Consider the following 5,134-nt stretch of genomic DNA (forward strand, 5'->3'; position numbering starts at 1 on the left):
GCCAAGCTCGGTCTCGTTCATCGCGGCCGTCTCGATCACTGCCGCGAGCTTGTCGGTTGAGGTCCAACCCTCGGGACCCGTCTTCGCATCGGGCAGGAACTGGCCTTTCGCCCGCGCCTCTTCACGCCATTTGGCGAGCGTGCCCCGCGAAATCCCTTCCTCCTGCGATAGCTGCCGCAGCGGCCTGTTGTTCGGTGGCAGCATCTTCGTCAGAACCGCCGCCTTCCTCTCCGGTGAGTATGCCAATCCATCATCCTGTCCGCCCGCCTCAGGGTACACTTTTCAGATTAGTACGGGCGACAACATCCCTGACAGGGGGGGCCACCGGAGAGCGGCCTGAAATGATCGAAGGCCGGGCGGTTGAGGAGACCCCCCGGCCTAAATGTTGAAGCTCGGTTCCTTCCGCTCGCGGAGAGATGCGGTCGTCATGGGCGAAAACGAGGCCGGGTATCATAACCGCCCCGGCGCGAGAGCGGAAGCGACAGGGCCCTCCGTCCCTTCAGCTCACGACAAGCCGTACAAGACCCATACCGCCCGGGAATCGTCGATCCGCTCTGACATCTCCGCGAGGCCTCCCGCGTAGGACGCGACGTGTTCATGTCGCGTGTGCGGCCAATCGCTTCCCCAGACGAAACGGCCCAAATATGACTTGGCCGAGCAGGACGGGGTCCTCGGCGGCGGAAACGGCAATCTCGCGACCCGCCGCGTCAGCGAAAAGCTGACGCACCAAAGCGTGGCCGCGGCACGTCCGGACAGGATGACCCGGCAGACCCGATCACCCATTTCCGCCTGGGCCTCGATGATCGGCTGCAGCCTGTGGCCGATGCTGCCGGCTCCTGTGGCGTAGAGCGCCAGCAGGCCTTTCAGCCCCGGGTGACGGCCAGAAAAAGCTCGTTCGCGAGAAGGACGATGTCCATGAACACCTCCTGCCCCGCGCGCTCCGAGGCCCAGCCGCGGCCCGCGGTACCCTGTGCATCCCTTAGGTACCCTACCCTACCCTACGCTACGCCTTCGTAACCATGGCATTTCTGCCGCAGAATTGGCATGACGTGCCCTGCCATGGGTATGAAATTGTTTCCATGCCTGCCGCACCGTTCGATATCCTACCCACGGGCAGTCAAGACTAAGGACCTCTACTCATGCCAGTGATATCATTCGCCACCTCAAAAGGCGGTGCGGGTAAAACGAGCAGCAGTATTATCCTCGGGACCACTCTCTGCGAAGGCGCGGACGTTGTCCTCATCGATGCAGACCCGGCCGCCAGGCTGATCCGATGGTCAAAGCGAGCTCCGCTCCCCCCACGCCTCTCGGTTCTCCAGTCTCGAGGGGAAAAACACATTCAGGATGAAATCGCTGAAGCCAGAGCTCGGGCGGCGTTTGTAATCGTGGACTTGGAAGGGACGGCTTCGCGGCTCAATGCATTCGTTGTCGCCGAAAGCGACCTGGTCGTGGTTCCCATGGGTGATGAGCAACAAGATGCTGACGACGCCATCGAGACACTCGCCATGCTTCGGCAAGAGGGCAGGGCGCTTCGCCGAGATATACCGGCCGCAGTGCTCTTCTGTCGCACTAAGGCCGCGGTGAAGTCGAGACTGGAGAGAGCCATAAACGAGCAGATCCGAGGCGGCGTTGCCACCTATTCGGTCGAGCTAAAGACTCGTACGGCGTTCTCGGCACTACACAATGTAGGCGGGACGCTCCGGGACATGGACCCAACGGACGTCAGCGGAGTGAACAAGGCCATCGAGAATGCTCAGGCGTTCGCGGCTGAAACGATCGATATGTTGGAAGGAGTGCGTAATGCCGAACCCGCTTGATCTTAGTCGTCTTCAGCAGTTTGAGCCGACGCCGTCGCCAGAGAGGCAAGGGGATACGGGGTCGCAACATCCAGTAGCACCGTGGCCGAGCCGAGAACCCGCAGTGGATGGTCAGATATCTATCAAGGCGCCACTCACGACTATCGGTCGCTTCAAAAAACTCTGCCGAGATGATCGCAGGACATACGCTGACATGTTGAGAATTCTAATGGACGAGTTCGAGCGGGGGCAGGGCGGCTGACGAAGAAGAACATGCCATGCAGGTGGCGTGTAGATTCGTTAGCGCAAGCGTCCTCGGACACTAACGGCGGTACTACAACACCTGACGTCTCTGCATGGCCTGGCTGCTCCCTTAGGATCTTGAACTGGCCCCTGTTTCGCCCGGACACTCAGGCATAGCCATGGAGGCTTAGGCATATGCCTGAGCACGTGCTTATGTCCGAGATTGAGATCATCACCGATGGCGGTCGCCGCCGCCGCTGGTCCGCGAGCGAGAAGCTGCGGATCGTCGAGGAGACGCTGGAGGAAGACGCCAGCATCTCCGTCGTCGCTCGCCGGAATGGCGTCGCCCCGAACCTGCTGTATCGTTGGCGTCGCCTGATGCTGGATGGAGGAGCCGTGGCCGTGTCCGAAGATGACGACGTGACCAGCAATCGCGCCGTCCGGCAGATGGAGGAGCGTATCCGCGAGCTGGAACGGCAGCTCGGGCGCAAGACGCTCGAGGTCGAGATCCTCAAGGAGGCGCTGGACAAGACCAGGTCAAAAAAACGGACGTGGCTCGCGAAGTCGCAGCCGAAGGACGGTTCCCGGTGAAGGTCGTGGCCGAGACCCTGGGCGTCTCCCGTTCGAACCTGCATGCCCGGCTGAGCGGGAGCTCGAAGCCGCGTCGGCGCTACCATAAAGCGCAAGACGCGGCGGTGTTGCCGCTGATCTCGTCACTGGTGGCGGCGCGCCCCACCTACGGCTACCGCCGGATCACTGCTCTTCTGAACCGGCAGCTCCGCGCGGCGGGTGCTGCGCCGGTAAACCACAAGCGCGTCTACCGCATCATGCAGGCGCACAACCTCCTCCTGGCCCGCAGATACACCGAGCGGCCGGAGCTGACGCACGAGGGGAAGGTGGTGACGATGCGCTCAAACATCCGCTGGTGCTCGGACGGGTTCGAGTTCACCTGCTGGAACGGCGACATCGTCAGAGGCGCCTTCATCATCGACGCGCACGACCGGGAGATCATTGCGTGGCGGGCCGTGGTGAACGCGGGCATCAGCGGCTCGGACGTCCGGGACATGATGCTCGAAGCGGTCGAACAGCGGTTCACAAGCTATAAGGCGCCGCACCCAGTCGAGATGCTGAGCGACAACGGCTCGTGTTACATCGCCAAGGAGACGCGCATCTTTGCCCGCCAGCTTGGCTTGAGGCCCTGCTACACGCCCGTGAAGAGCCCGCAAAGCAATGGCATCTCGGAGGCCTTCGTGAAGACGCTGAAGCGCGACTACGTGCATGTCACGGCGCTGCCTGACGCCGCCGCTGTTCTCGAATTGATCGGCGGCTGGTTCGAGGATTACAACGACAACCACCCACACTCAGGGCTGAAGATGCGCTCGCCCCGCGAGTTCATCGCAGCTCAAACCGCAACCGCCTGAGTGTCTGTTGAAACAGGGGCAAGACCAGATCTTGATGAAGCACGGTAAGAGGAAGTGGGCCCCTTCTTACTTTTTCATAGTTCAAGATTCAAAGATTCAGCGACGGATTCCTTCATAGAAACAGTGGGTTGGCGAGGATACTGTGAGGTTTCCGGGGACTCCGATGAAGAATCCGGGGAATACTGTGAGCCTTCCGGGGCTTACTGTGAGGTTTTCGGGGCTCAGATGTGAGGAATTCGGGGAGGCGCAGGAAAGTTATCCCCAGCTTCCTGCTGAAAAGTGAAAACTTCGGCTGATAGTGGTTCACATTATCAGCCGCCCTGACTACCCTCACGACATGGCTGATGAACTCCGAGTTTTGTCTCTCTCTCCGGCTCACGACGAGGCTATCAAGCCGTCGGAGCTCATTCAGATCACCGGTCACCAGCAACTGACATTGAACGCCAGGCGGGCGATCACCGTCCTTTGGCACCATGCTCATCGCCAGGGTATAGAGGAAGGGAAGGACTACGTGATCGAGCTCTCAGAGCTCCGGCCGGACGGTCACAAGGGTTCAGAGATGATCGAGGAGGCAATCCTCTCGTTGATGCAGACCATCCTAACTGTGAGACTTTCGGGGGGCAGGACACGCCGGGTGCAGTTCCTCGGCGGGAACGACATGGACGACCCCGATCGGCCGGCCGGAGTGCTGACCTACAGTTTCGACAAACGCTTGGTCGAGATCCTGCGAGACAGCAGCATTTGGGGAAAGATCGCGCTGCCGGTGCTGATGGCGTTCAGCTCTAAGTATGCGATTTCGCTGTATGAAAATGCATCGCAGTGGTCGAACCTGAGCCGAAAGGTTTACCAGGATTACAGCTTGGAGGACTTCCGAGGGATGCTCGGCGTGGAAGACGGCAAGTATCCGCAGTTCGGAGCACTCAACAAGCATGTGATCAAGCCAGCGGTGGACGAGATCAACGCTTTGGCTCCGTTCAACATTTCTATCCTTCCGATGAAGACCGGGAAGCGCGTGACGGGCATCCGGCTTGGGTGGTGGCGCAAGAATGACAATGAGCTGAAGGAAGCTTGGTTGGAAGCGCAGCGTCCGAAGGTGGGTCGCCGAGCGAGGATCTCCGGTCGGGTAGAGCACATCGCCCCGATGCCGTCGGTATCCGCTCAAGCGAGAAGCGCACGCCTCGAGAACCGGCGATCCCCGAATCCCTCACTTTTGGAGGACGAGTGACGAGTTGCCGCGTGTGGTTCCGTGCATCATGCCACTACGTGGTCCCGTTCTCCTTGCTTTTCAGAAAGATAGGGGAAATGTCGCAACGCGGTTTAGAATGTGCCCGCCTGTTGCAACCAAGCTGAAATGTCACCGCCGGTGCAAAGCAGGAATGTCACCATGGGCGTGACGGCAGCGTAGCCTGGCAGGGCGGAGACCTCAGTTATCGCAGCCCTGGCTGGCTACGCGGGCTTCCCGCTCGGCGCGTTTACGGGCGTAGTAGGCGTCGAGTCTCGACGGTCGTCCGGGCGGGCGGCGTCCGGTCTTCTTATAGCCGTTGCGGGCGCTTTCGGGCTTGACCTCGGGCGGAGCCGCCGCCTTGTCCTGCTGCTCCTTGATATGCGCCAAGACCGCGCTCAGGTGCTTGTTTTCGGTGATCGCGGCGTGGGTGACATGCTGTTGATGCGGGT

The 5,134-nt window shown here is 60.7% G+C and carries 4 protein-coding genes and 2 pseudogenes; 4 read left to right on the top strand and 2 right to left on the bottom strand.

Annotation, left to right across the window (positions count from 1 at the left end; genetic code table 11):
- Positions 1-246, bottom strand: a pseudogene (locus BM162_RS21935) (IS3 family transposase); the annotation flags it as partial.
- A 403-nt stretch (positions 247-649) separates the two neighbouring features.
- Between BM162_RS21935 and BM162_RS21940 the strand changes: the two are divergent.
- From BM162_RS21940 to BM162_RS21955, 4 genes are all read left to right on the top strand, one after another.
- Complete coding sequence (locus BM162_RS21940) at positions 650-847, top strand: hypothetical protein (RefSeq protein ID WP_093425967.1); 198 nt, start codon at positions 650-652, stop codon at positions 845-847.
- Positions 848-1,139: 292 nt separating this feature from the next.
- Positions 1,140-1,817 carry a ParA family protein gene (locus BM162_RS21945; RefSeq protein ID WP_093425969.1) on the top strand — a complete coding sequence of 226 codons (678 nt, stop codon included), beginning with the start codon at positions 1,140-1,142 and terminating at the stop codon, positions 1,815-1,817.
- Positions 1,818-2,234: 417 nt separating this feature from the next.
- A protein-coding gene (locus tag BM162_RS21950) for an IS3 family transposase (protein WP_093425971.1) occupies positions 2,235-3,460 on the top strand; the annotation gives its coding sequence in 2 pieces (ribosomal slippage) (positions 2,235-2,577 and positions 2,577-3,460; 1,227 coding nt in all).
- A gap of 337 nt (positions 3,461-3,797) precedes the next feature.
- A complete protein-coding gene (locus tag BM162_RS21955) occupies positions 3,798-4,685 on the top strand; it encodes a replication initiation protein (protein ID WP_093425973.1) in 888 nt (295 codons plus the stop codon).
- Positions 4,686-4,964: 279 nt separating this feature from the next.
- Here BM162_RS21955 and BM162_RS21960 read toward each other — a convergent pair.
- Positions 4,965-5,134: pseudogene (locus BM162_RS21960) on the bottom strand (ISNCY family transposase); the annotation flags it as partial.

It is taken from the genome of Tranquillimonas alkanivorans, assembly GCF_900115595.1.
Classification (GTDB): Bacteria; Pseudomonadota; Alphaproteobacteria; order Rhodobacterales; family Rhodobacteraceae; genus Tranquillimonas; species Tranquillimonas alkanivorans.